21 protein-coding genes are annotated in these 25,774 nt (G+C 72.7%); 16 read left to right on the top strand and 5 right to left on the bottom strand.

Annotation, left to right across the window (positions count from 1 at the left end; all coding sequences use genetic code 11):
• Nucleotides 1–51: 51 nt before the first annotated feature.
• Nucleotides 52–1,209: a polyprenyl synthetase family protein gene (locus tag ACFWNV_RS30910; protein ID WP_383953429.1), complete on the bottom strand. Its 1,158-nt coding sequence runs from the start codon at nt 1,207–1,209 to the stop codon at nt 52–54.
• Between the two features lie 557 nt (nt 1,210–1,766).
• Between ACFWNV_RS30910 and ACFWNV_RS30915 the strand changes: the two genes are divergently transcribed.
• The 7 genes from ACFWNV_RS30915 to ACFWNV_RS30945 all read left to right on the top strand — a co-directional run bounded on the left by ACFWNV_RS30915 (nt 1,767) and on the right by ACFWNV_RS30945 (nt 10,960).
• Nucleotides 1,767–2,324, top strand: a complete 558-nt coding sequence (locus tag ACFWNV_RS30915; RefSeq protein ID WP_383953431.1) for a cupin domain-containing protein — start codon at nt 1,767–1,769, stop codon at nt 2,322–2,324.
• 15 nt (nt 2,325–2,339) lie between these two features.
• Nucleotides 2,340–3,476, top strand: a complete 1,137-nt coding sequence (locus tag ACFWNV_RS30920) for a DegT/DnrJ/EryC1/StrS family aminotransferase (RefSeq protein WP_383953433.1) — start codon at nt 2,340–2,342, stop codon at nt 3,474–3,476.
• 93 nt (nt 3,477–3,569) lie between these two features.
• The gene (locus tag ACFWNV_RS30925) at nt 3,570–5,594 is read left to right on the top strand and encodes an FAD/NAD(P)-binding protein (protein WP_383953435.1); all 2,025 of its coding nucleotides are present in this window, start codon (nt 3,570–3,572) and stop codon (nt 5,592–5,594) included.
• Nucleotides 5,591–7,036 (top strand): 3-carboxy-cis,cis-muconate cycloisomerase, encoded by a 1,446-nt coding sequence (pcaB, locus tag ACFWNV_RS30930; protein WP_383953436.1) that lies wholly within the window; start codon nt 5,591–5,593, stop codon nt 7,034–7,036. The genes ACFWNV_RS30925 and pcaB overlap by 4 nt, the downstream gene beginning before the upstream one ends.
• A gap of 348 nt (nt 7,037–7,384) precedes the next feature.
• Entirely contained in the window at nt 7,385–8,515 is a 1,131-nt protein-coding gene (locus tag ACFWNV_RS30935) for a type III polyketide synthase (RefSeq protein ID WP_383953466.1), read from the top strand.
• Nucleotides 8,512–9,525 (top strand): methyltransferase, encoded by a 1,014-nt coding sequence (locus tag ACFWNV_RS30940; RefSeq protein ID WP_383953438.1) that lies wholly within the window; start codon nt 8,512–8,514, stop codon nt 9,523–9,525. The genes ACFWNV_RS30935 and ACFWNV_RS30940 overlap by 4 nt, the downstream gene beginning before the upstream one ends.
• 397 nt (nt 9,526–9,922) lie before the next feature.
• Entirely contained in the window at nt 9,923–10,960 is a 1,038-nt protein-coding gene (locus ACFWNV_RS30945) for a BTAD domain-containing putative transcriptional regulator (RefSeq protein ID WP_383953440.1), read from the top strand.
• Nucleotides 10,961–11,040: 80 nt separating this feature from the next.
• Here ACFWNV_RS30945 and ACFWNV_RS30950 read toward each other — a convergent pair whose 3' ends face one another.
• On the bottom strand, nt 11,041–12,948 hold the full coding sequence (locus ACFWNV_RS30950) for an FtsX-like permease family protein (protein ID WP_383953442.1): 1,908 nt from the start codon (nt 12,946–12,948) through the stop codon (nt 11,041–11,043).
• A 109-nt stretch (nt 12,949–13,057) separates the two neighbouring features.
• On the opposite strand from ACFWNV_RS30950, the gene ACFWNV_RS30955 reads away from it, so the two are divergent.
• Together ACFWNV_RS30955 and ACFWNV_RS30960 are read left to right on the top strand one after the other, a co-directional pair.
• Complete coding sequence (locus tag ACFWNV_RS30955; protein WP_383953444.1) at nt 13,058–14,386, top strand: sensor histidine kinase; 1,329 nt, start codon at nt 13,058–13,060, stop codon at nt 14,384–14,386.
• Nucleotides 14,383–15,066 (top strand): response regulator, encoded by a 684-nt coding sequence (locus ACFWNV_RS30960; RefSeq protein ID WP_383953446.1) that lies wholly within the window; start codon nt 14,383–14,385, stop codon nt 15,064–15,066. The genes ACFWNV_RS30955 and ACFWNV_RS30960 overlap by 4 nt, the downstream gene beginning before the upstream one ends.
• Before the next feature lie 28 nt (nt 15,067–15,094).
• Here the strand turns inward: ACFWNV_RS30960 and ACFWNV_RS30965 are convergent, their stop codons facing one another.
• Entirely contained in the window at nt 15,095–15,760 is a 666-nt protein-coding gene (locus ACFWNV_RS30965; protein ID WP_383953448.1) for a hypothetical protein, read from the bottom strand.
• A 134-nt stretch (nt 15,761–15,894) separates the two neighbouring features.
• Here ACFWNV_RS30965 and ACFWNV_RS30970 point away from each other — a divergent pair, with 134 nt between their 5' ends.
• From ACFWNV_RS30970 to ACFWNV_RS30985, 4 genes are all read left to right on the top strand, one after another.
• Nucleotides 15,895–16,134: a hypothetical protein gene (locus ACFWNV_RS30970; RefSeq protein WP_383953468.1), complete on the top strand. Its 240-nt coding sequence runs from the start codon at nt 15,895–15,897 to the stop codon at nt 16,132–16,134.
• A gap of 131 nt (nt 16,135–16,265) precedes the next feature.
• Nucleotides 16,266–17,504: an alpha/beta hydrolase gene (locus ACFWNV_RS30975; RefSeq protein WP_383953450.1), complete on the top strand. Its 1,239-nt coding sequence runs from the start codon at nt 16,266–16,268 to the stop codon at nt 17,502–17,504.
• A 136-nt stretch (nt 17,505–17,640) separates the two neighbouring features.
• A complete protein-coding gene (locus ACFWNV_RS30980) occupies nt 17,641–18,804 on the top strand; it encodes an alpha/beta hydrolase (protein ID WP_383953452.1) in 1,164 nt (387 codons plus the stop codon).
• Nucleotides 18,720–19,604 (top strand): trypsin-like serine peptidase, encoded by an 885-nt coding sequence (locus ACFWNV_RS30985; protein ID WP_383953454.1) that lies wholly within the window; start codon nt 18,720–18,722, stop codon nt 19,602–19,604. The genes ACFWNV_RS30980 and ACFWNV_RS30985 overlap by 85 nt, the downstream gene beginning before the upstream one ends.
• A gap of 16 nt (nt 19,605–19,620) precedes the next feature.
• Here ACFWNV_RS30985 and ACFWNV_RS30990 read toward each other — a convergent pair whose 3' ends face one another.
• Both ACFWNV_RS30990 and ACFWNV_RS30995 read right to left on the bottom strand, forming a co-directional pair.
• Entirely contained in the window at nt 19,621–20,511 is an 891-nt protein-coding gene (locus tag ACFWNV_RS30990; protein ID WP_383953456.1) for an EamA family transporter, read from the bottom strand.
• A gap of 123 nt (nt 20,512–20,634) precedes the next feature.
• Nucleotides 20,635–21,756 (bottom strand): threonine synthase, encoded by a 1,122-nt coding sequence (locus ACFWNV_RS30995; RefSeq protein WP_383953458.1) that lies wholly within the window; start codon nt 21,754–21,756, stop codon nt 20,635–20,637.
• Nucleotides 21,757–21,978: 222 nt separating this feature from the next.
• Between ACFWNV_RS30995 and ACFWNV_RS31000 the strand changes: the two genes are divergently transcribed.
• The 3 genes from ACFWNV_RS31000 (at nt 21,979) to ACFWNV_RS31010 (ending at nt 25,698) form a co-directional block, all read left to right on the top strand.
• Nucleotides 21,979–23,553: a S8 family peptidase gene (locus ACFWNV_RS31000; protein ID WP_383953460.1), complete on the top strand. Its 1,575-nt coding sequence runs from the start codon at nt 21,979–21,981 to the stop codon at nt 23,551–23,553.
• Nucleotides 23,554–23,656: 103 nt separating this feature from the next.
• Nucleotides 23,657–24,805, top strand: a complete 1,149-nt coding sequence (locus tag ACFWNV_RS31005; protein ID WP_383953462.1) for a septum formation family protein — start codon at nt 23,657–23,659, stop codon at nt 24,803–24,805.
• A gap of 140 nt (nt 24,806–24,945) precedes the next feature.
• Complete coding sequence (locus ACFWNV_RS31010; RefSeq protein WP_383953464.1) at nt 24,946–25,698, top strand: GntR family transcriptional regulator; 753 nt, start codon at nt 24,946–24,948, stop codon at nt 25,696–25,698.
• Nucleotides 25,699–25,774: the final 76 nt, after the last annotated feature.

The raw sequence follows: 25,774 nt of genomic DNA on the forward strand, positions 1-25,774 counted from the left end.
GGGCCTCCCGGCAGCCGCCGGGAGGCCCTTCGCGGTGTGTGCGCCGTCGGCTCAGCGGTCGCGGTAGGCCACCTGCTCGGCCATCTTGACCAGCCGCTTGTGCCAGTCCTCCGCCAGCGGGGCGTCGTCGAGCGCCGCGCAGGCCGTCGCGACGAGCCGGTCGATCTGCTCCTCGACCTCCTGACGGACGCCCGAGGCGAGCAGCGCGTCCCGCAGCTCGGCCGGGTCCCAGCCGCCGCTCCGGCCGTCCTCCACCAGCCGGGCCACCCGCGCGTCCTTGGTGGCCGCCAGGGCCAGCAGCAGGGTCATCTTGTGCTCCACGAGGTCCAGCCCGGCGGGCTTGCCGGTCGCCACCCCGTCGCCGAAGGCGTCCAGCAGGTCGTCGCGGAGCTGGAACGCCTCGCCGGCCGCGACCCCGTACTCCTCGAACGGGACCTGGAGTTCGGGCCTTCCGGCGATGGCCGCACCGAGGGCGAGGGGCCGGTGGATGGTGTAGCGGCCTGACTTGCAGACGGCGACCCAGCGGGACAGCGCCGGGTCGGCCGTCAGCTCGGCGGCGAGGGCGATGTCCAGCTGCTGGCCGATGATCACCTCGGTGACCAGGTCGTTCCAGATCCGCAGGGCCGGGCCGGTCAGCCCGCTGGCGAGCCGGTTCGCGTAGCTGAGCGCCAGGTCGCCGGCGAGGATGCCGATGCCCTCTCCGAACCGGCGGTGCTCGCCGGCCCAGCCGTGCTCGGCGTGGAGGGCGGCGTGCTTGGCGTGCACGGTGGGAGTCCCGCGCCGGGTATCGGAGTTGTCCATGATGTCGTCGTGGATGAGGGCGAACACGTGCAGGAGTTCCAGCGCGGCGCCCGCCGCGACGACCGTCGCCGTGCCCTCTTCGTCCCCCTCGTCCTCCGTACCGCCGGCCGCCAGGTAGCCGCTCACGCAGAAGGCGGGGCGCAGCCGCTTGCCGCCCGCCCGGACGATGTCCGCGACCGCCTCGACCGGCACCGCCACGCGGGCGTCCACGGCCCCCCACTGCCCGGCCTCGGCCTTCAGGAGCTCGTCGATCGCGATGCCGACCCGGGCCAGCAGCCGGTCGCAGGCGTCACGGTCCGCGGGGGCGCTGCTGGTGGCGGCGCTCCCGGTGGGGACGCTCCCGGTGAGGGCGCTCCCGGTGGGGGCCTGCGGCGTCGGCCGGTCTCGTTCCGCGGGAAGTTTCAACACGACGTACTCCTTGGCAGTCAGGTCCTGCGGCCACCGATCCGGCCACCGGGAACTCGTGAATTCAGGCCGCAGGATTTCGGTCTTTCCGAGCCGTGACGGTCATCTTCGGCCAAATGACTTGCCGGGGACTGAGGGACGGATTGGTATTGGCTTGGCGGCAAGCCGATACCAATCCGGGGAACAGTCGCGGCCAAGTCGGCGGATGGCGGACGCGCGCGCCATCCGCTGTAATGCGTGATGCCGTCCCGTCCCGGTCCGGGTAGGGCCGTACCGGGCCGGCGCCCGGTGCGTCCATTCGGCTTGGGGAATTCTAGGCGGGCGGAAGGAGGTCCTTGACGAATCCGTTCCGGCTCGGTGATCCTCTTCGTGCAACCCGTTTATCGGAGCTCCGGGAGAAAGAATTCCGAAGTGCGGATGAAGAGGGCTCGGCGTAAATCCGTGATGCGGGTCGGGCCGTTCTTCCCGAATGCCCCCGCGTCGCCCCGCCGTCCGTCCGGCGTCGGGCCGCCCGCTCTCGACGAGCGGGGATTCCCATAGATTACGAGGAAACCAATCACATGAGCGGGCTCATCCTTCCCCCCGGCCACGGGCGAAAACTGGTCACGAAGGCGCAGGACGTGACCTTCAAGGTCACCGCGGCGGACGGCTCTTCCCTCTCGGTATTCGAAGTGATCGTGCCGCCGGGATTCGACGTCGGCGCCCACGTGCACACGAAATCGCAGGAGTTCTTCTACGTCCTGGAAGGGGAGTTGGAACTCCTGGCGTTCGAGCCCGCCGAACGCACGGAGGACACCTGGCGCAGCTGGGAATCCGCCACCGGGGACAAGGCCGTCACCGCCACCGCGGGAAGTTGCATGTTCGTCCCCCCGGGCACTCCGCACGCATTCCGCAATTCCTCGGACACCCCGGCGCGCATGCTCTTCCAGAGCTATCCCTCGCCCGATCACGAGCACTATTTCGAGGAGATCGTCGAGATCTTCTCCGCCGGCCCCTCGGTGGACGCCGAGGCCGTCCGGCTGATGCGCGAGCGCTATGACGTCGAGCAGATCACACCGCTGCGCTTCGAACCGCCCGTCCGTCCGAATCCCCGGTCCGCGACCGACCGCACGGCGTAACGAGAGGTGACCACCATGGACAGGATTCCCCTCGTTCACGCGAGTCTGGGAGAAAAGGAACTGGCCGCCGTCGCCGAGGTGTTCTCCTCGGGCTGGCCGGCCGGCCAGGGCCCCCAGGGCAAGGCGCTGGAGGCGCAGCTCGTCGAGCGCTACGGAGTCGGCGACGCCGTCTCGCTCAGCAACTGCGGCGCCGCGCTCCACCTGGCGATGCTCGCGCTCGGCGTCGAACCCGGCGACGAGGTGATCGTCGCCGACTACACCTTCCCGGCCCCCGCCCACGCCGTGCGCTACGTCGACGCCGTCCCCGTCTTCGCCGACGTGCGCGCCGACACCGGCACCGTGGACCCGCAGGCGGTGGAGAGCCTGATCGGGCCGCGCACCGTCGGCATCATCGCGGTGGACACGGTCGGCCTGCCCGCCGACTACACCGAGCTGAACGCGATCGCGGACCGCCACGGACTGTTCGTGGTCGAGGACGCCGCCTGCTCGGTCGGCGCCACCTATCAGGGCCGCCAGGCGGGCACGCTGGCACCGGTGGCCTGCCTCTCCTTCCACGGACGCAAGGGCGCCAGCAGCGGCGAGGGCGGCGCGCTGCTCTCCGCCGACCCCGTGATCGGGCAGGACGCACGGCTGCGGTCCTCCTTCGGCATCGGCAGCATCTTCGACCAGTCGCAGATCGTCGGACTGCCGATCCCCGAGTTCACCGACATCGGCTACAACTACAAGATGTCGGACATCGCCGCCGCGATCCTGCGCGTGCAGATGGGCCGCATCGACGAACTGCTGGTCCGCCGCAGCGAGATCGCCGCCCTGTACGGCGAACTCCTCGCGGAGGAAGAGCTCCTGACGCTGCCCCACGTGCCCGGGGACCGCACCCACGCCTGGCAGTCCTACATGGTGACCCTGGACCCGCGGGTGGACCGCGCCGGGCTCGCCGCCGCGCTCCGCGCCCAGGACATCGGCTGCGGACACGGCACCTGGGCCACCCACGTGCAGCCGGTGTACCAGTCCAAGCGCAAGTGCCCGGTCTCCGCCGACCTCTTCGCCCGCAACCTGGCCATCCCGATGCACGCCGAACTGACCGGGGCGCAGGTGGAGCGGGTCGTGAGCGTCCTGCGGACCGAGCTGCGCACCCACGCGCGCGGCCGCTGAACCCCCGGCGCGGCAGCAGCAGGAGGACCCGGCTGCTGCCGCGCCGTCCCCACCGAAGCCCGTGACCGAACCGGAACCTGTGTGTGAGGAGTGTTGGTGCTTACGGTCTCCCTTGTCGGCGCGGGGCCGCGCGGTTTCGCGGTCCTGGAACGGCTCTGTGCCAACGAGCGCACATCCCCGTCCCACCGAGCGGTGACCGTGCACGTGGTCGAGCCGCACGCACCGGGCCCCGGACGGGTGTGGCGCACCGAGCAGCCGCGCCAGCTGCTGATGAACACGGTGGCCTCGCAGGTCACCGTCTACACCGACCACAGCGTGCTGATGGACGGCCCCGTCGAGGAGGGGCCCAGCCTCCACACGTGGGCGGCCGGACTCGCCCGCACCGCCGAACAGCCCGGGGTGCGGGGCAGGTTCCCCGCCGAGACGCTGGCCGAGGCACGCCGGCTGGGCCCGGACGACTATCCGACCCGCGCGTTCTACGGCGCCTACCTGGAGGACGCCTACCGTGCGGTGACCGCAGCCGCGCCCGGGCACGTCACCGTCGTCGAGCACCGCACCCGCGCCGTGTCCCTGACCGACGGCGCCGGGTACGGCGGCCCGCAGACCCTGGAGCTGGCGGACGGCACGCGGCTCACCGGCCTGGACGCCGTGGTCCTCTCCCTGGGCCACGTACCGGCCAGGCCCACCCGGGGCGAGAGCGCGCTCGCGGAGGCCGCCGCCGCGCACGGGCTGACGTACATCGGCCCCGCGAACCCCGCGGACGTGGACCTCTCCGTGGTGGCGCCGGGCGAGACGGTCTTCGTCCGCGGCCTGGGGCTCAACTGCTTCGACGTGCTCGCGCTGCTCACCGAGGGCCGCGGCGGCACCTTCGCGCGCGAGGGGGACGCGCTGCGCTACCGGCCCTCCGGCCGCGAGCCGAAGATCGTCGCCGGCTCCCGCCGTGGTGTGCCGTACCACGCGCGCGGAGAGAACCAGAAGGGCCCGTACGAGCGCCACGAGCCGCGGCTGCTCACCCCGCAGGCCATCGACCGGATGCACCGGCGCGCCGCGGACGGCGAGCGGCTGCACTTCCTCACCGACCTGTGGCCGCTGATCGCCAAGGAGGTGGAGGGCGTCTACTACGGCGCCCTGCTGGCCGCCCGGGGACGGGAGCGGCAGCGCGCGTCCTTCGTCGAGCACTACCTCGCCGCGCCGGACCCCGGCGCCGAGGCCCGGCTGCTGGACTCCGCCGGCATCGCCCCGGAGGACCGCTGGGACTGGGAGACGCTGGCCCGGCCCCACCGCGACCGCGTCCTGCGCGACCGCGCCGGGCACCGGGCCTGGCTCCTCGGCCACCTCGCCGAGGACGTGCGCCAGGCCAGGGCCGGCAACGTGCGCGGCCCGCTGAAAGCGGCCCTGGACGTGCTGCGCGATCTGCGCAACGAGATACGTCTGGCGGTCGACCACGGAAAGCTGGAGGGCGCCTCCTACCGGGACGACCTCCAGAGCTGGTACACCCCGCTCAACGCCTTCCTGTCCATCGGGCCGCCCGCCTCGCGCATCGAGGAACTGATCGCGCTGATCGAGGCGGGGGTCGTGGAGGTCCTGGGCCCCGGCGTACGGGTGGAGGTCCCGGCGGCGGCCGCGGCCGCGGAAACCGGTGCGGGTGCGGGGCCGGCCGTGTTCACGGTGACCTCCGACGCCGTCCCCGGGCCCCCCGTGGCGGCCACCGCCCTCATCGAGGCCCGGCTGCCCGAGCCCGACCTGCCGCGCACGGCGGAACCGCTGCTGCGGAACCTGCTGGAGAGCGGTCAGGCCGCCCGCCACCGCATCGCGGGCGCCTGCGGCACCACGTACGAGACCAAGGGCCTGGCCGTGACCGAACGCCCCTACCGGCTCCTCGACGCCGCCGGCCGGGCCCACCCGCGCCGGTTCGCCTACGGCGTGCCCACCGAGGCCGTGCACTGGGTGACCGCCGCCGGAAGCCGCCCCGGGGTCAACTCCATGACGCTCGGCGACGCCGACGCCATCGCCTGCGCCGTCCTCGCGCTGCCCGGCGCCCCCGGGACGGCCCGACCACCCGGACCGCCCGGACGGTACCGGCACTCGCCCACCGATCCCGTCGAGGTGAACGCATGACAGCCGACGACCGACCGGGCGCCCCCGGCACGGACCAGGCCGGGTACGGCCCCGACTCCGGGCTGCTGTCCCCGGTCCGGGCCGGCACGCCCGCCGAGGCCGCCACCTCCGACCTGGCCTGGCTGCAGGCCATGCTCGACGCGGAGGCGGCCCTCGCCCGCGCCCAGGCCAAGGCCGGCAGCGTCCCCGCCGGGGCCGCCGCCGTTATCAGCCGCGCCGCGCGCGCCGAACGGCTGGACCTGCGCGCACTCGCGCTGGCCGCCCGCGAGACCGCGAACCCGGTGGTCGCCCTGGTCCGGGAGCTCACCCGGCTCGTCGCCGCCGAATCACCGGAAGCCGCCGAGTTCGTCCACCACGGCTCCACCAGCCAGGACGTCTTCGACACCGGCGCCATGCTGGTCGCCGACCGCACGCTGCGGCTGATCCGCGCGGACCTGGAACGGGCCGCCGAAGCCCTGGCGGTCCTCGCCGCCCGGCACCGCGACACCGTCATGGCGGGCCGCACCCTCGCCCTGCACGCCGTACCCACCACCTTCGGCCTGAAGGCGGCCGGCTGGCGCAGGCTGCTGCTGGACGCCCGGGACCGGGTGGCCGCCGTACTCGACGGAGGGCTGCCCGTATCCCTGGGCGGAGCCGCCGGCACCCTCGCCGGATACCTGGAGTTCGCCGAGCCCGGCAGCCGCGGCGACTACGCAGACCGCCTCCTGGACGCCTACGCCGCCGAGACCGGCCTGGCCCGCCCGCCGCTGCCGTGGCACGCGCTGCGCACCCCGATGGCCGATCTCGCGGCCGCCCTGGCGTTCGTCGCGGGCGCCCTGGGCAAGATCGCCGTGGACGTGCAGTCGCTGACCCGGACCGAGGTCGGAGAGGTCTGCGAACCCGCGGTGGAGGGGCGCGGAGCGTCCTCGGCGATGCCGCACAAGCGCAACCCCGTCCTGGCCACCCTGATCCGCAGCGCCGCACTCCAAGTGCCCGTGCTCGCAGCCGGGTTGACCCAGTGTCTGGTCTGCGAGGACGAACGCTCGGCCGGGGTGTGGCACGCCGAGTGGCAGCTGCTGCGCGAGTGCCTGCGGCTGGCCGGCGGCGCCGCGCACACCGCCGTGGAACTGGCCGAGGGTCTGGTCGTACGGCCCGAACGGATGCGGGAGAACCTGATGCTGACGGGCAGTCAAATCGTGTCGGAGCGGGTGTCCGCCGTACTGGCGCCCCGGCTCGGCAAGGCGGCGGCGAAGGAGCTGCTGACCCGGGCCTCGGCCGAGGCGGAACGCACCGGCGGCTCGCTGGCCGACATCCTGGGCGCGCTGCCCAAGGTGAAGCGGCACCTCACGGACGCCCAGATCGTCCGGCTGCTGGATCCGCAGGGGTACACCGGCGCCGCATCGGCGCTGGTGGACCAGGAGCTGGCCGGCGCCGGAGGGATCCCGCACGCGCAGGCGGAGTAGCGGAGTAGGGAGCGGAGCGGACAGGAAGCCCCGGCTGGGGGCGGACGGCCTTCGGGGTCGCCGTCCACGGCCGGGGCTCCGTCGTTCCCGGGGCCTGCGGCCGACGAGTTCCGGCCAGTTTGCCGGGCCGGTCCGAACCCGTCCCCACGACCGTCCCCACCACCGTCCCGACCCTCGTCCACTCGGTGAAAAACCCCGGCAAAAGGTCCGGGCAAAAGGTCCGGGCGAAAGGGTTCGGGGAAGGCAAGTCACCGCCAAGCCAGTAGCAAGCGCCATACGCGATGTTGGGGAACGTACACGCTGTGAGGGCAGCAGAAATTCTCTACGTCAGAGAGACAGATGCCAGGTATGCCAATTCTATGCAAGCCTTCGGTGAGCGTGCCGGAACACATCATCACGATGGAAGACACTCTGGCATTCGCCAGGGAAGCGCACGCGGGAAAGCCGCAGCTTCCGCTGGCCCTTCGACTGATAGAGAACACGGGGGTGCGCAAGCGTCACCTGGTCCAGCCGATCGAAAAGACACTGCGCCACCCCGGATTCCAGGAACGCAATCGCATCTACGAGATCGAATCGAAGAAGCGGTGCCCCGAAGTCATAGAAAAGGCCCTGGAGAATTCGGGCCTGGTGGCGACGGACATCGACGCGATCATCTACGTCTCGTGCACCGGGTTCATGATGCCCTCGCTCACCGCGTGGCTGATCAACGAGATGGGGTTCCGCTACGACACCCGGCAGCTCCCCATCGCGCAGCTCGGCTGCGCCGCGGGCGGTGCGGCGATCAACCGCGCCCACGACTTCTGCGTGGCGCACCCCGAGAGCAACGTCCTGATCGTCTCCTGCGAGCTGTGCTCGCTGTGCTACCAGCCCGATGCCGACGACGTCGGTTCGCTGCTGTCGGACGGGCTGTTCGGTGACGCGGTCGCGGCCGCGGTGGTGCGGGGCAGCGGCGGCGCCGGCGTCCTGCTGGAGCGCAACGCCTCCTACCTCATTCCGAACACCGAGGACTGGATCTCGTACTCCGTCCGGGACACCGGATTCCACTTCCAGCTCGACCGCCGGGTGCCCGGAACGATGGAGCCGATCGCTCCGGTGCTGGGCGACCTGGCCGCGCTCCACGGCTGGGACATCGGCGCTCTGGATTTCTACATCATCCACGCCGGCGGCCCGCGCATTCTGGACGACCTCGCCAAGTTCCTGAACGTGGACCGGACGGTCTTCCGGCACAGCTGGTCCACGCTGACCGAATACGGGAACATCGCCAGCGCGGTCGTGTTCGACGCCCTGCGCCGGCAGTTCGAAGAAGCCGAGCGCCTGTCGGCGGGATCCACCGGGGTGATCGCCGGATTCGGTCCGGGAATCACCGCGGAAATGGTTCTGGGGAGCTGGGTTCCGGCCGCCCCGCAGCACGTGGAAGCGAAGCCGGCCGTCCGGTCGGTGCCGCGTCAGCTCTCGGGAAGCATGGTGGGGACGGCATGAGCGGGGACGGCATGAGCAACGGCCAGCCGACGTCGGACCGGATCATGCGGCTCATCACCGGGTACTGGGCCACCGGCATCCTGGGCACGGCGGCGAGCTACTCCCTGTTCACCCACCTGGAGGACGGTGCGGCCTCCGCCGCCCGCCTGGCCGAGCGCGCCGGGATCTCCGAGCGGGGCGCGCAGGCCCTCCTCGACGGCCTGGTCAGCATCGGGCTGGTCGAGCTGGACGGGAACGGCTACCGCAACACCGCCGAGTCCTCCGCCTTCCTGGTGGAGGGCCGCGCCGCATCCCTGAGCGGGTTCGCCCGGCTCAAGATGGGCCACATGGGCAGCCTCGCGGTACTGCCCGAGGTCGTCGCCGCGGGCGGCCCGCTGACGGACGCCGTGGTGGAGGTGGCCGACAACCCGCACTGGGAGCAGCTCGTCCAGGCCATCGCCGCACAGTCGGTTCCCGTAGCGAAGATCGCCGCCGAGACGCTGCGCCTGTCGGAGGCCGGGGAGATCTCGATCCTCGACATCGGCGGCGGCTCGGGCATCTGCTCGGGCATCTGGCTGGAACTCAACCCCGAGGCGCGCGCGACCCAGCTCGACTGGGAGCCGATCAACTCGATCGCCCGCCGGCTGCTCACCGAGCGGGGCGTGGCCGATCGCGTCAGCTACATCGACGGGGACTTCCACACCACCGGCTTCGGTGACTCCGCGCACGACATCGTGATGTACTCCAACATCGCCCACCAGGAGGGGCCGCAGGACAACATCGCGATCTTCGCCAAGGCACGGAGCGCCCTGAAGCCCGGGGGTACGCTGGTCGTCTCCGACTACGTGGTCGAGGACGATCGCAGCGGTCCTGCCTTCGCGCTGACCTTCGCCTCGGAAATGCTGCTCAAGAGCCGGCACGGGGGCACCTGGACCCGGTCCGATTACCATGCCTGGCTCACCAAGGCCGGCTTCGGTGAAATCACCTTCCAGAGCACGCCTTCGCCCACCACGTTGATCTTCGCGCGGTAGTCGGAGCCTAATGCGGAGCGCCGGTCGGAGGGGAAACGGAATGGACCCCACCCCGGCGCTCCGAGCATGATCGGTGACGAGCAGAACGTCATCGCACGAGGGAGCACGGGATTGTGAACGTTGCCCGCATCTACCGGTCCGGGCATATGCCTTCCCGCTGACCAAAGATCAACTCACCAGATTTTCAACGGGGGTTGTCATCCTTGATCGCCATGCTGGATCCTTCCTGGTGCAGAGGTGACGAGACTCGTCATCCGGCCGAGGCCGGGACGTACGCATCTTTCGGGGGAGCTTGATGAGTACAGAGGCAGTGAACGAAGAAATTGATTTCGGTGTGTTGGCCGCGGACCTCAGGGGCGGCGGTAGACGTGGTACGGACATTGTGGTCGGACAGCGTTTGGGAGGCAGTACCAGGGGCACGCGCAGCGTCGCCGAGCTGGAGCGGGAAGTACGGGAACTCCGGCAGGCGAACGAGACGCTGAAGATGTACTTCACGATGGCGCTGGAACTGGACCTCCAGTCCCCGCCGCCCGCCGCCGTCTTCGAGATGGCCCGGGAGCGGGCTGGTGCGCACGCCGTCGCGCCCCAGCCCGCCGCCCCGCGGCCGCACGGCGGGGTCCGCTGGGCGCAGGAGGATCCGGCGGAGACCCGGGACGCACCGCCGACCAAGGTGGAGTTCCGGGTGCTGGGTCCGATCGAGGCGACCATCGGCGGACGCTACGTGGACCTCGGGGCCACGAAGCAGCGGGCGGCGCTCACCCTGCTGGTCAGCCAGGTGGGCCAGCCCGTATCGGTCGACGTGCTCGTGGAAGCGCTGTGGGACGGCCAGCCGCCCCAGTCGGCGATCTCCTCGCTGCACGCCTACATCGCCAACCTGCGCCGGGTGCTGGAGCCGGACCGCGCACCGCGCAAGCCGGCGAAGGTGCTGCGCACCCGAGGCCGCGGCTACTTACTCGACAGCGGTGCCGTCGACGTCGACGCCCACCGGTTCGGCAAGTCCGCGACCGCGGGCTGGCAGGCACTGGACCGGTGCGACCCGCAGCGGGCCCTCGACGAGTTCGAGGCCGGGCTCGCCCTGTGGCGCGGGGAGGCGTACGCGGAGGTCTCCGATGCCACCCACGTGTCGCCCGAGGTGGTGCGCCTGGAGGAACTGCGGCTCTCGGTGGTCGAGGGCCGCTGCGCCGCACTGATCGCCGTGGGCGCCCACGAAGTGGCCGTCTCGGAACTGGCGGGCTTCACCCAGGCCCATCCGCTGCGCGAGTACGGCTGTGAACTCTTCAGCCTGGCCCTGTACCGGGCCGGACGTCAGGCCGACGCGCTCTCGGTGCTGCGGATGCACCAGCGGCGCATGGCCGAGGACCTGGGCATCTCGTCGAGCCCCGCGCTCCAGCGCCTGGAGGTCGAGATCCTGCGCCAGGCCCCGACCCTGGACTGAGCCGGGGCGGTCGGGCCGGCCTGACCGGCCCGACCAGCCTGACCAGCCAGACCGGCACGATCAGCCCGACCCGTCCGGCCTCAGATCGAGGCCAACTCCGCTCCCGTGCGGGATACTTGACCCGCCCGCACCCTGCGCCGTCCTGTCCGGCGGCGCAGGGCGCGGGCCGCCGGCAGTACGGTGCAGAGGGCCGAGAGCGCGGCGCAGACACCGGCGACCGCGCCCATCGGGAGCCAGGGGACCACCACCGGGGAGTCGACGCCGAGCACCGCGAGGGCGGCGCGCATGCCCGCCAGGTTGACCGCGGTGACCGCCGTCCCGAGGAGGGCGCCGACCGCGGCCGCGAGCAGGGATTCGGCCGTCGTCACGGCGAGGACCTGGCCCCGGGTGGCCCCGGCCAGCCGGAGCAGGCGCAGATCGCCGGCCCGGTCGGAGGTGGCCATCAGCAGGGTGTTGGCCAGCGCGATCGCCGTGTAGAGCAGGGCGATGCCCAGGACCAGGACGTAGCCGAGCATCGTGAAGCGGTTCGTGCGCGGGTGCGTCGCCGCCACCCACTCCCGCGTGGTCCGGGCCGTGGCCCCGTACCGGTCCGCCGCCTCGTGGACCGCGGCGGCCGCCGACGCGGGGGCCCTGACCTCGATGCGCGAGACCTCGGCGCCGGGCGCGTTGCGCCGGGTGACGTACGCCCCGTTGTCGCCGGTGCCCGTCCGCATCACGGCCACGATCCGCAGCCGGGCGGCGGTGCCGTCCGCCCGCCACAGCGGTACCGAGTCCCCGACCCGGTGCTGCCACCACTCCTCCGTGACGATGATGCCGCCGTCGTCCAGGTCCGCGACCGAGCCCGCCACCACCGGCAGCCGGGAGACCTCCGCCAGCGCCGCCGGGTCGACCGCCGAGGCCTCCGTCGGCACCTTCACGAACCCCTCCTCCAGCACCGTCAGCCGGGTGTCGGCCACCGCGAGGACGTGCGCCGCCGGAACACCGGCGATCCCCGCCGCGTCCGGCAGCCGCCCGCCGGTCAGCACGTAGTCCGCGCCGGTCCGGGCGCGCGCCTCCACCGTCTTGGCCTCGCCCAGGGTCCACGCCGCGCCCAGCAGCGATCCGGTCAGCGCGACCATCACCAGCACCGGCGCCGCCACCGCGGCCGTCCGGCGGATCCCGGCGGCGGCGTTCGCCCGCACCAGCCGGCCCGCGTAGGAGGTCAGCCGGACCGGTACCCACATCAGCAGCCGCACCACGGGCCGTACGAGCACCGGAGCCAGCATCCCGCAGGCGGAGATCAGCAGCATCGGCTGCCAGGTGTACGTCTTGCGCTTGAGCAGTGAGCCCGGGTCCGACCCGAGCCGCCACCCCACGAAGGCGACCGCGCACACCAGCAGCCCGCCACCGGCCGCCCAGCGCCCCGCAGTCATGGGCCGCTCGTCGGTCACGGCCTCGCGCAGCGCCTCCAGCGGACCGACCCGGCCCGCCCGCCGGGAAGCGGCGTACGCACCCGACAGCGCGACCAGCAGCCCCGTCCAGAACGCCGTGTGCAGCGGCCAGCCCTGGTCCCCGATCGCGTACCCGGCGGGCGCCAGCCCCTGCGCCACCGTCCAGCGGGCCATCAGCGGCGCCCCCGCCCCGCCCAGGACGATCCCGGCCGCCGACCCGGCCAGCCCCACCGCCGCCGCCTCCGTCATCACCAGGCGCCGCAACTGCCCCGGCGTCGACCCGGCCAGCCGCAGCAGCCCCAGCTCGCGCCGCCGCGCGGCCACGGCGTACGAGAAGGTCGACGCCACCACGAAGGCCGCCACGAACGAGGCCACCCCGCCCGCGGTGCCCAGCATCGCGTTCAGGCCCGCCGTCTCCGCACCGGCCGGCAGCGCCGCCGAAGCGGCGAGCCCCAGCCCCATGACCGTCATCAGCGCGACCCCCAGGGCCACCGCCACGAACGTCCCCACCTGTGTCATCCAGCGCCGCCGCAGCGACCTCAACGCGATCTTCAGCATGGTCCCCAGCCAACCGGCCGCGCGCCCCCCGGTCAGCGGGGCAGGGGCGAGTCCCAGGGGTATGGCCAGCACTACCGCGCCGCCCGCACCCGCCGCCTACGGTGGACGCATGCCGCTCTCCCTCCCCGCTCCGGGCCGGTACCTGCGCACCGCCCGGCCGTGGCGCGCCGCCGCCTACCTGCTCACCGGCGGCATCACCGGCGCCCTCGCGTGCACCGTGCTGATCCTGCTCGCCGTGTCCGGGGCGGCGCTCGCCCTCGTCCTCGTCGGGCTCCCGCTGCTGGCCGCGCTCGCGCTGTCCGGCGTACCGTTCGCGGCCCTGGAGCGCCGAAGGCTGCGGCTGTGGGACTCCGGCCCGGCGCCGCTGCCCGACCCGCACCGCGACCCGGACCGTACGGGGCTCGCGGCGTGGGCCCGGACCCGCTTCCGCGAGCAGGCGACCTGGCGGGAACTGGGCTACGCGGTGCTCGCCGCCACCCTGCTGTGGCCGCTGGAACTCCTCGCCGTCGGCGCCGCACTGCTGGTGCCCGCCGACCTCCTGGCGACCCCGGTGCTGCTCGCCCTCGACGGACAACAGGCCAACCCCCTCAAGATCCACGGCATCACCGGCTACCCCGAGGCCCTGCTCTGCGCCGCCGTCGGCCTGCTCCTCCTCCCGCTGTTCCTCTACGGGCTCGGCGCGGCGGCAGCCGCCCGCGCGGCCCTGGCCCGGCTGATGCTCGGCCCCGGCCCGGGCGACCTGGCCGTCAAGGTCACCGAACTGACCAGCTCCCGGGCCCGGCTGGCAGCCGCCTTCGACGCCGAACGGCGGCGCATCGAAAGGGACTTGCACGACGGCGCGCAGCAGCGGCTCGTCGCGCTGTCCATGACGCTGGGCCTGGCCCGGCTCGACGCCCCGCCCGGCAGCCCGCTCGCCGCACAACTGGCCGCCGCGCATGCCGAGGCCGGGCTGGCGCTGACCTCGCTGCGCGAGCTCGTCCACGGCATCCACCCCCAGGTGCTCACCGACCGGGGCCTGCCCGACGCGGTGGCCGACATCGCCGACCGCTCGCCGATCCCGGTCGACACCGACTTCGACCTCCCCGGCCGGCTGCCCGAACCGGCCGAGTCCGCCGGGTACTTCTTCGTCAGCGAGGCCCTGGCCAACGCGGCCAAGCACAGCGGGGCGGGCCGGATCACCGTCACCGGCCGGCACGACGGAACCCGCCTCAGCGTGGAGGTGGCCGACGACGGCCGCGGCGGCGCGGACGCGGGGCGGGGGAGCGGACTGACGGGACTCGCCGACCGGGTGTCCGTGGTGGACGGCAGACTGACCCTGACCAGTCCTCCCGGAGGCCCGACCCTGCTGCGTGTGGAGATCCCTTGCGTTCCGAAGGCACCGAAGGCACCGAAGGCGCTGAGCACACCGGTTCAACCGGACGCACCGAAGAACCGGTGACCCCGTCCGCCCCCGCGCGAGCCGCCGTCCGGCAGCCCCTGCGCGTGGTCCTCGCCGAGGACTCCGTGCTGCTCCGCGAGGGCCTCGTCGGGCTGCTCGCCCGCTTCGGCCACCGCACGGTGGCGGCCGTCGGCGACGCCGCCGCGCTCGAAGCCGCGGTCGCCGAGCACCGGCCGGACATCGTCGTCACCGACGTACGGATGCCCCCGGACCACACCGACGAGGGACTGCGGGCGGCCGTGCGGCTGCGCGAGACCCGGCCGGACCTGCCCGTCCTGGTCCTCTCCCAGTACGTGCAGCGCTCGTACGCCGCCGAGCTGCTCGACTCCGGCGACGGAACGGCCGTCGGCTACCTGCTCAAGGACCGCGTCGGGCAGGTGGAGGAGTTCCTCGACGCCGTCGCGCGGGTGGCGGCCGGCGGGACCGTGGTCGACCCCGAGGTGGTGCGCCGGCTCATCAGCCGCCGCCGCGACCCCCTGGAACGGCTCACGGCCCGCGAGCGGGAGGTCCTCGCCCTGGTCGCCGAGGGGCACTCCAACGCCGAGGTGTCCCGCCGGCTCACCGTCTCGGAGGCGGCGGTGGGCAAGCACATCGGGAACATCCTGATGAAGCTCGACCTGCCCCCGGCGCAGGAGTCCCACCGCCGGGTCCTCGCCGTCCTGGCCTACCTGCGGGGCTGAGGGAACCCGCGTACGGCCGGAAGCGGCCTCAGAAGCCGCGGACCGAGGCGACCGTGAACTCCGTCGGCGCGCCGCCGGTCGAGGGCAGCGGCCCGCCCTCCTTGTCGAACTGGGACCGGACCACGAGGGTCCGCCCCGGCACCCGCGCCAGCGTGGTCGGGATCTGGAGCGAGGGGTCCGTGAGGGTGCGGACCAGCCGGGCCCGGGTGCCGTCGGCCGACACCTGCCAGCGGCTCAGCGTGTTGCGGGTGTTCTGGGCCGCGCGCAGCACCCCGCCGGGGGCGAGGTCGAGCCCGTCGGTCTTCAGGTCCCCGCCGGTCAGGGCCACGCGGGACACCGCCCCCGAGACCGGGTCGATGCGGTACAGGTCGCCGGCCGTCATGTCGACGGTGAGCAGGAACCGCCCGGCCGGGTCCGCGGTGATCCCGTTGAGGCTGAAGCTGCCCGCCGGGGACGGGGCGAGCAGTCCGCCCAGGTCGTAGGCGGGCAGCAACGGGCCGGAGCCGGCGGCCAGTTGCTCCGGGGTGACCCGGTAGACCACCGCGCGGACGCTGTCGGTGAGGTACGCGGTGCCGTCCGGGGTGACGGCCAGGTCGTTGAGGAAGCGCGGCCCGCTCCCGGGTATCTCGAAGTGGGCCAGCCGGGCCCCCGAGCGCGTGTCGTAGACCGAGACGCCCGCGGTGGAGTCCGTCACCCAGAGCCGGCCGCGTCCTCGCCGGCCGAGGCGGTGGCGGCGGTGGCCGTGGCGGCGGGGGCCGCACCCGGGGTCAGGGGCCCGGGATCTCCGCCGCCTCGCTCGCCCGCCTGTGCGGGGTGACGCCGCCGACCATGAACACGGTGCTGAAGAACCTCGCGGAACGCGGACTCATCGAGCGGACCCCGCACGAACTGCACCGCAACGTCCTGGAGACCCGGCTCACCGACGAGGGGCGCTCCGCGATGGAGCTGGCCGACGCGGGGGCGGTGGCGGTGGAGCGGGCGCTCGCCGCCGAGTTCAGCGGCGAGGAGCGGGAGCTGCTGGTCGGGCTGCTGGGGCGCTGCGCGGGCGTGCTGGACGCGCTGCGGTGAGGTGCCGGGGATCCGGATCATGATTTTGCGCTGATTTGGAACTATCCGGGGCATTCACACATCAGGACTAGGGGGAGCCCAGTCCCTTCTGTCCCACCGGGGGGCAGCCATGACCGTTCGGAGCGAAGTTCGTGCACCAGGACCCGCAGCGCCCGCGGCCCGATGACCAGCCGTACCAGTCGCACCCGCCGTACCAGTCGCACCCGCCCTACCCGCCGTACCAGCCCCACCCGCCCACCGAGGCGTACGTCCCGCCGCACATACCCGGGCCCCCGCACATACCCGGGCCCCCGAGGCGCTCCCGCTCCCGCCGCGTGCTGTGGACCAGCGCTGCCCTGGCGTTCGTGCTCGTCCTCGGCGGAGGCGGCTTCGCCGCCTGGAAGCTGGACTGGTTCTCCGGCAACGGCTCCTCGGTGAGCTTCGGCAAGACCCCGCCGCCCGCCGACCCGGGCGCGGCGCAGGGGAACCCGGGCCAGGCGCCCGCGAGCCCGCCCGCTCCGACCGGCGACCCGGACGTACAGCCGGCGACCGGCCCGGCCTCCGAGTTCAAGCAGACCACCAAGCTCGACGACGGCACGATCATCGCCAAGACCCGCCTCAAGGGCGCGAAGTCCGGCTTCGAGGGCGACGTGTGGGTGTGGACGCCGAAGGAGTACACGGACCCGAAGTACGCCAAGAGCGGCTTCCCGGTGCTCATCGCGCTCCCCGGCGGCAACGGCTTCCCGAACAACTACTGGGCCGACCGCAGCCTCGGCCTCCAGAAGGCCATCAGCGAGGGCGTCCAGGCCGGTACCAGCCTGCCCTTCATCGTGATCATGCCGGTCCTCAACCCGGACGCGAAGTACTACTACGACGGCTCCGACATCCCAGGCCGGCCCAAGATGGGCACCTGGATCGCCGAGGACGTCCCGGACTTCACCCGCGCCAACTTCCGTACGTACAAGTCCCGCGACGGCTGGGCCTTCATGGGCTCCTCCTCCGGCGCCTTCGTCGGCATGAAGCAGGTCCTCCAGCACCCGGACCGGTTCAAGGCCGTGATCGCCAGCGGCGGCGAGCTCGTCCCCGACTCCCCGCTCTGGAAGGGCCACCAGGCGGAGATGGACGCGAACAACCCCGAGAAGCTCGCCCAGAAGCTGATCGACGCGGGCGGTCCCGAGGTCTACATCAACTTCCAGATCGGGACCAAGGAGAGCGGCAAGGACCGCATGACGCAGTTCCAGCAGAAGTACGCCAAGGGTCCGGTCAAGATGACCATCCGGGACATCCAGAACGGCGAGCACAACGGCTGGCACTACGTGCGCGGCATGAAGGAGGGCTCACTGGAATGGGTGAGCAAGGTCCTCAAGGGTCCGAAGCCCGAAACGAGCTGACCGGCGTGGCCCGCGCCACGTCCACCCGTCCCAGGCAACCCATCCGGTCGTTCATACCTCTGTTAAGGATGTAAGGGGGACCAAACGGTCCAACCCGCGCTCCCAAGGGGCGCCGGAGAGGGAACGGGAACGATCCGTGCACCAAGACCTGCAGGGTGACAGGGCCGCCACCACCGGGGACGCCGCCACCGACGCCGAGGCCGCCCCCGGCACCGGGGGCGGCCGCCCCGAGCGCCGGCTGCGCATGATCCTCATCAGCGGGGGCCTCGGGCTCACCCTCGTGGCGGGCGGCGGGGCGGCCGCGTACCACTACGGCCTCTTCTCGGACATAGGGGATCCGGTCTCCTTCGGAAAGTCCCGGGTCGCGGCCTCCACCGCCTCCGACACCGGGGCCGCGCCCGGCGTGCGCATGCCGACCGGGCCGAAGGCCGCGTTCGTCCGGACCTCCCGGCTGCCGGACGGCACCCAGATCGCCAAGACCACCCTGACGGGCAAGAAGTCCGGGTTCACCGGCGACGTATGGGTGTGGGTGCCGAAGGAGTACGACGACCCGGCGTACGCCGACAGCGCCTTCCCGGTCCTGATCTCCCTGCCCGGCGGCCGCGGCTACCCCACGAACTACTGGGGGACCGGGCCCGGCCTAGGTCTCCAGCAGGCCGTGAGCGACGGGGCGAAGTCCGGCAAGAGCCTGCCCTTCATCCTGGTCATGCCGGTGCACAACGCCGACACCAAGCACCACTTCGACGCCTCGGACATCCCCGGAGAGCCCAAGATGGGCACCTGGATGGTCGAAGACGTCCCGGATTTCACGAAGGCCAATTTCCGGACCTTCACCTCCCGCGACGGCTGGGCCTTCATGGGCTCCTCGGCGGGCGGATTCGGCGCCTTCAAGCACGTCCTGAAGTACCCCGACCGCTTCAAGGCGGCCATCGCGAGCGGGGTCGACATCGTCCCCGATTCCCCGCTGTGGAAGGGGAACACGCAGGCCATGGACGAGAACAACCCCGAGAAGCTCGCCGCGAAGCTGATCGCCGCGGGCGGCCCGGACGTCTACGTGAACTTCCAGATCGGCACCGCGGAATCCGGCCGCGAGAAGGCCGAGCGGTTCATCAAGGACTACGGCAAGGGTCCCGTGCACACCACGCTCCAGGTGATCCAGGATGGTGAGCACAACGGGAAGTCCTACGTCCGCGGGATGAGGGAGGGCGCGCTGGAGTGGATCAGCAAGGTGATGTCCGCACCCACCCCGAAGCCCCGGCCGGCCCCGAGCGGCGGCGCGAGCGGCGCCGCCCCGCGGTGAGCCCCGGGACCAAGGGGATCGCCACGGCCGCCCTCGCGGGGGTCGCCGCGCTGCTCGCCGTGGTGTTCTTCGGGGACTCCGGCGGCTACGAGGACCGCGGCGCGGTCCCCTTCCCCACCGTCGGCGTCCTCATGGCGGGCGGTGAGCACTGGTGCACGGCCAGCGTCGTCGACAGCCCGCAGGGCAACGTCGTCGCCACCGCCGCGCACTGCGTGGCCCCCGCCGGCGAGGACGGGCGGCCGGGCGAGGCCGCGCAGGACGGGCTGGCCATCGGCGAGCTCTCCTTCGCCCCCGCCTTCTCCGGGGAGGGCTCCGGGCAGCGGCCGCTCGGCGTGTGGAAGGTGCGCTCCGTGCAGGTCGACGAGCGCTGGACGAAGTGGGGCGAGGACACCGCCGACTTCGCCTTCCTCAGCGTGGAGCCGGACGCGGACGGGCGCAGCCTGCAGGACGTCGTCGGACGCGGGGAGGCCCCGAAGCCCGTCTGGACCTCCGGCTACGAGCGGGAGGTGACCGTCGTCGGCTATCCGCAGTCCGAGCACAACCCCGAGAACAAGCCCGTCGCCTGTACGACGCAGAGCAAGCACGACGAGGACGACCCCGCGATGCTCTACATCAACTGCTCGGGGTTCTGGACGGGGACGAGCGGCAGCCCGTGGATCGCCGACCGCGGCGGGCCGGGGCGGCCGGGGCAGCTCATCGGGGTGCTGAGCGGCGGGGACACGGACGTGGACTCCACGGCCGCGCTGTTCGACGACCGGGCGAAGGCCCTGTACGAGCGGGCGGCGAAGCCTGCCGGCTAGGCACGGCCCGGCGGCGTCAGGCGCGCCGCTCGGTGCTCACGATCACGCACACCGCCGCCACGACGATCGCGCCACCGAGCAGGATCGGCCAGGTCAGGGCCTCGTCGAGGATGAGCCAGCCCAGGGTGACGGCCACGACCGGATTCACGTAGGCGTACGTGGCCACCAGCGAGAGCGGAGCCGCGCGCAGCAGCCACACGTACGCGGTGAAGCCGACGAGCGAGCCGAACAGGACCAGGTAGCCGAGGGCCAGCCAGGACGCCGTGGAGTACGAGGAGAGGTCCAGCCCGTGGTGTTCGCCGCGGCACAGGCCGACGATGATCCCGCCGGTCCCGCCCGCGAGCATCTGGTACGAGCTGCCGGTGAAGGGGTTCGCGGGCAGGGGCAGCTTCCCCGACCCGAAGGAGCCGAGCGACCAGCACACCGAGCCTGCCAGCACCAGGAGCACCCCGCCGAGCGCGATCTCCCCGCCGAGCCCCGGGCTGGTCAGGACGGCGAGCCCGCCGAAGCCCAGCAGGACCCCGGCCAGGGTGCGGGGGGAGGGGCGGTCGCCGGAGACGGCGCGCAGGACGACCAGCCACATCGGTACGGCGGCCACCAGGAGGGCGGCGAGCCCGGAGGGGATCGAGGTCTCGGCGAGGACGACGAGGCCGTTGCCGCCGAGCACCAGCAGCAGCCCGACCAGGACGGCGGAGCGCACTTGGGCGCCGGTGGCCCTGAGGGCGGCCGGGCCGTCGCGCCAGGCCACGATCCCGGCCAGCAGGAGGCCGGCGGTGATGAAGCGGGCCCCGGCGGAGAGGAACGGGGGCATCGTCTCGACGACGATCCGGATGCCGAGGTAGGTCGAACCCCAGACGACGTAGACGAGGGCGAGGGCGATCCAGACACGGGTCGTGGGGGTGCGCATGACGCGGAGCCTATGTCGTTGGCCCCTGCACCCATCACGGGGTCCCCGGACCGGGCGGCCCCGGTCGGGCCGGTCCGGTCGGGCGGCTCCGGTCCGGTCGGGCGGCCCCTCACGGGGCACCCGTCAGGCCGCCGGTGCGGCCAGGCCCGTCTTGGCGCCCGCGCCGCAGAGCGGGACGACCGCGGTGCGGCCCCGGAGGGGGTCGTCGGGTGCGGTGGGCCCGACCGCGGCCCAGCAGGCGGCGGCCGTGGGCTCCACGAAGAGCCCGCGCCGGGCCAGGTCGAGCTGGGCGGCGCGGATCTGCTCGTCGGTGACGGTCAGGAAGGTCCCGCCGGACGCGCGGACGGCCGCCAGGATCTGGCGGGCCCGCGGCGGCGCCGGGATCGCGATCCCCTCGGCGAGGGTGGGGAGTTGGGGTACGGCCTCCGCGTCCTCGGCGCCCGCGCGGAAGGCCGAGGCGAGCGGGGCGACGGCCGCCGACTGGACGGCGATCAGCGTCGGCGGGCGGACCCCGCGGCCGGCCAGTTCCTGCGCCGCCAGCGCGGCCCCGAGCAGCAGCGTGCCGTTGCCGACGGGCACGACGATCACCTCGGGCAGGTGGCCGCCCAGCGCTTCCCAGATCTCGTAGAGGTACGTCTTGGTGCCGTGCAGGAAGTACGGGTTGAAGACGTGGCTGGCGTAGAACACCCCCGGCAGGTCGGCCGCCTCGCGGGCCGCCAGCGCCGTCGCCTCGCGGCCGCCCGGCACCACCGTCACCGTCGCGCCGTGCGCGCGCATCTGCTCCGTCTTCTTCGCCGAGGTGCCCTCCGGCACGAAGACCTCGCAGCTCAGCCCGGCCCGTGCGCAGTAGGCCGCGAAGGCCGTCCCGGCGTTGCCGCTGCTGTCGGCCACCACCCGCCGCGGGCCCAGCCGGCGCGCGAGCTCCACGAGCATCACCGCGCCGCGGTCCTTGAAGGACAGCGTGGGCATCAGGAAGTCGAGCTTGGCGTGCACCCGCTCCGACAGGGGCACCAGCGGGGTGTTCCCCTCCGCCAGCGTGACCCCGAAGGCCCCGGTGAGCGGCAGGGCGGGGCCGTAGCGCCAGAGCGAGTGGGGCCCGGCCGCGGGATCCAGCGGGGCCGCCGGGTCGGGGGCGAAGTCGAGGTCCCAGGGGCCTTCGCAGGCCGGGCAGCACCACGGGGCCGTCCGCGCGTCGGCGCGGGTGCCGTCTTCGGCGCAGACGTAGCCGGGTAGTGCGTGCGTCATGTGCGGAGAGCCTTTGCTCGTTCATGGCCTGGGTATGGCACGGATGTTACGCGTTCGTTGTCCTCTTGTGGTGGAGCGACTCCGTGGGTCAACCTTTCGTCAGCGGCGCACCGTTGGGCCGAATTGATTGTCATGGGCATGGCTAAAAGCTGTGCCCTGCCCCGCCGCGCCCGACCGCCGCGCACCCCCCGCAACGCACCACCTATGAGGAGGACCCCTCACATGTCCGCGATGCGTCACACCCGCCGGAAGACCGTCGGCATCGGAGCGACCGCCACACTGGCCCTCGCTCTCGGAGCAGCCCTCGCGTTACCCGCCTCGGCCGCCCCGCTCGCCCCGCAGGGCGTCATCGAGAACGCCGGCGCCGAGGGCACGGTGGCCGGCAGCTACATCGTGACCCTGAACGACTCCGCCGCCCGCTCCACCGCCGACAGCGGCAAGGCCGTCGCCAAGCGGTACGGAGCGAGGATCGACCGGACCTACAGCGCGGCGCTCAACGGCTACTCCGTCGAGGTCTCCGAGGCGCAGGCCCGGAAGCTCGCCGCCGACCCCGCCGTCAAGTCCGTGGTGCAGAACCGGGTGTTCACCGTGGACACCACCCAGCCCAACCCGCCGTCCTGGGGCCTGGACCGGATCGACCAGCGGGCGCTCCCGCTCGACAACAGCTACACCTACCCGGACAAGGCCGGCGAGGGCGTCACGGCGTACATCATCGACACGGGCGTGCGGAAGACCCACCAGGACCTCGGCGGCCGCGCCTCCGACGGCTACGACGCCATCGACAACGACAACACCGCCCAGGACGGCCACGGCCACGGCACGCACGTCGCCGGCACCGTCGCGGGCACCACGTACGGCGTGGCCAAGAAGGCGAAGATCGTCGGCGTGCGCGTGCTCGACAACAACGGCTCCGGTACGACCGCCCAGGTCGTCGCCGGCATCGACTGGGTGACCCGCAACGCCGTCAAGCCGGCCGTGGCGAACATGTCCCTCGGCGGCGGCGCGGACTCCGCGCTGGACACCGCGGTGCGCAACTCCATAGCCAGCGGCATCACCTACGGGGTCGCGGCGGGCAACGAGTCCACCAACGCGAACACCAAGTCCCCGGCCCGCGTGACCGAGGCCATCACCGTCGGCGCCACCACCAACACCGACGCCAAGGCGAGCTACTCCAACTACGGCGCGGTCCTGGACCTCTTCGCCCCCGGCTCCAACATCACCTCCTCGTGGGGCACCGGCGACACCGCCACCAACACCATCTCCGGCACCTCGATGGCGACCCCGCACGTGGTCGGCGCCGCCGCCCTCTACCTCGCGGCCAACCCGGGGGCCACCCCGGCCCAGGTCTCCACGGCCCTGGTGAACGCGGCCACGCCGAACGTCGTGACCAGCCCCGGCACCGGCTCCCCGAACCTGCTGCTCAACGTCGGCACCTCCACCACCCCGCCGAACCCGGGCACCCGCTTCGAGAACACCGCCGACTACGCGGTCAACGACAACGCCACCGTCGATTCGCCGATCACCGTCAGCGGGATCTCCGGCAACGCCCCGGCCACGCTGAGCGTCTCGGTCGACATCAAGCACACCTACATCGGTGACCTGAAGGTCGACCTGGTCGCCCCCGACGGCACCCTGTACAACCTGCACAACCGCACCGGCGGCAGCGCGGACAACATCATCAAGACCGTCGTGGTCAACGCCTCCTCCGAGGTGGCCAACGGCGTGTGGAAGCTCCGGGTCGCGGACCTCGCGAACGTGGACACCGGAAAGATCGACTCCTGGGCGCTGCAGTTCTGACGCCGGGGGAGTAGGGACGCGATGAACCACGGGGGCGACCGTTCGGACGGTCGCCCCCGCTGCGTACCATTCGCGCATTCGTTCGCCCGCCTCCTGGAGCCCCGTGACCCACCAGCCCCCGCACCACTGGCCCGCCCCGCCGCCCCCGCAGGGGTACGCGTACGGGCAGCCGCCGCTCAACGGCTTCGCGCTCGCCTCCCTGCTCGTCGGGGTGCTCTGCTTCCCGCCGCTCGGCATCGTCTTCGCGCTCGTGGCCCTCGCGCAGATCGCGAAGAAGGGCGAACGGGGCAAGGCCCTCGCCGTCTGGGGCCTGGTGGTGTCGCTCGTGCTGAGCATCGCCGTCGTCGCCGCGGTCCCCGTGTTCGGGCGGGCCCTGGAGCGGCTCGACGAACGGAGCGGCTCCGGGCGCGCGGCCCAGTTCCGCGGGGACGCGGCGGGCACCCTCGTCGACGCCTCCGAACTGCGGGTCGGGCACTGCTTCAACGTGGCCGGCGGCGACCTGCTCGCCGAGTCGCCCCTCGTGTTCCGGATCGACTGCGCCGAGGTCCACGACGCGGAGGTCACCTCCGCGACCTCGATGAGCGAGCCGCAGTATCCGGGGGCGGGGCAGCTGAGGACCGCCGCCGAGAAGGAGTGCTGGAGCGCGCAGGACGCGTACGCGATGGACACCTGGGCCCTGCCCTCGTATGCGGAGCTGTACTACTTCGCTCCCTCGCGCCGCAGCTGGCGCGACGGGGACCGGCGGATCGTGTGCATGATCGGCACCCCGGACGAGGAACACCGCGGCAGCCTGCGCAACGACGCGGGCATGCTCACGCCCGGACAGGTGGCCTTCCTGAGGGTCATGAAGGGGGTGGACGAGGCGCTGGGCGAGCAGCCGGACGGGGACGTGACCGACTCGGTGCGGGCGTACAACGGCTGGGCGCGGAAGATGGACGCGGCACTGGGAGCCGAGTCGCGGTTCCTGGACACGGTGAAGGACCGGCCCGAGCTGGCCGGTCCGGCCGGGGTGCAGCGGGAGCGGCTGGAGGTCGCACGGCGCGCGTGGCAGCAGGCGGCGCTGGCGGAGACCGAGGGCGCGTTCTTCGACGCCTGGGACCGGGCGGCCGCCGCGCTGCCGGTCGAGCTGGAGAAGACGCTGCGCGGGGCGTACGGACTGTCGACGAAGGTCCCCGAGTGGCTGGAGGACTCCGAGGAGGCCTCGCCCGGTGTGCCCGGTCCCGTGCGGAGCCCTTCCAGGGAGTCTGCGTAGCTCGTCCGCGTAACGCATGTGACGCGTGGGTTTGAGTGACCTGGCTTCATCACTTCGGGTGAAACTCTGGCCCTTGCTTGCGATGTACAACCGTCGGTTGCCAGGGTGTAGCTGTCTGTCAACCTGATGGGAGTGGCCCTGTGACTTTCGGCGAGCAGCCGGCCTATCTGCGCGTCGCCGGTGATCTGCGACGGAAGATCGTCGATGGGTCCCTGCCTCCGCACGCCCGGCTCCCTTCACAGGCCCGGATCCGTGAGGAGTACGGGGTCTCCGACACGGTGGCCCTGGAGGCGCGCAAGGTCCTCATGGCGGAGGGCCTGGTCGAAGGCCGGTCCGGATCCGGCACGTACGTGCGCGAGCAACCCGTCCCGCGGCGCGTCGCCCGCTCCGGCTACCGCACCGGCGGCGTCTCCACCCCGTTCCGGCAGGAACAGGCCGAGGCCGGCGCGCGCGGCACCTGGGACTCCAGCAGCGAACAGGCCGCCGCCCCGGAGGACATCGCGAAGCGGCTCGGCATCGAGCCGGGCGAGCGGGTGATGCGGACGCGGTACGTCTACCGCGACGCGGGCGAGGCGATGATGCTGTCGACCTCCTGGGAGCCGCTGACGGTGACCGGGCGGACCCCGGTGATGCTGCCGGAGGAGGGACCGCTCGGGGGCTCGGGCGTCGTCGACCGGATGGCGGCGATCGACGTGGTCGTCGACAACGTGGTGGAGGAGGTCGGGGCGCGGCCGGGCCTGGCGGAGGAGAGCATGCAGCTCGGCGGGGTGCCGGGGCATGTGGTCCTGGTGATCGGGCGCACGTACTTCGCGTCCGGCCGCGCCGTGGAAACCGCCGACGTCATCGTCCCCGCCGACCGCTACCGCCTGGCGTACCACCTCCCGGTGAGGTGAACCCGGACAGCCCGGGCCCCGCTCCTCAAACGCCGGAGGGGCCGGCTTTCGGCTGGCGTCAGCCAAAATCCAGCCC

Origin of the sequence: Streptomyces sp. NPDC058401 (assembly GCF_042722885.1) — a bacterium.
In the GTDB taxonomy this organism is placed as follows: Bacteria; Actinomycetota; Actinomycetes; order Streptomycetales; family Streptomycetaceae; genus Streptomyces.